The sequence below is a fragment of the Clostridium tyrobutyricum genome (assembly GCF_019144085.1).
GTDB classification, from domain to species: domain Bacteria; phylum Bacillota; class Clostridia; order Clostridiales; family Clostridiaceae; genus Clostridium_B; species Clostridium_B tyrobutyricum_A.
Genome location: NZ_JAHHUY010000150.1, coordinates 1 through 204 on the forward strand (window position 1 = coordinate 1; position 204 = coordinate 204).

The 204-nt window shown below is 67.2% G+C and carries 1 protein-coding gene; it reads left to right on the plus strand.

Annotated features, from left to right (window positions below; translation table 11 throughout):
- Positions 1-16: 16 nt before the first annotated feature.
- Positions 17-204 (plus strand): hypothetical protein (locus KM800_RS15375; RefSeq protein WP_217813855.1); only part of this gene is annotated, 188 nt, incomplete at its 3' end.

Genomic DNA, 204 nt, shown 5'->3' on the forward strand with positions numbered 1-204 from the left:
CGTGAGCGGGCGGCAGATGATGGACGCCATCCGCCGGGGCGTGGGGGACTTCGACGGGAAGTCCGCGACGGATGAGTTCAAGCAGTTCTCGGACTGGGCGAAGAAGAACCCGAACAAGCTCTCGCCGGCGGCCAGGCGGGTGATGGACGTGTACGAGAAGTACGCCAAGGCGGCGCAGGCCCAGGGCCAGAGCGGCATCTCCCT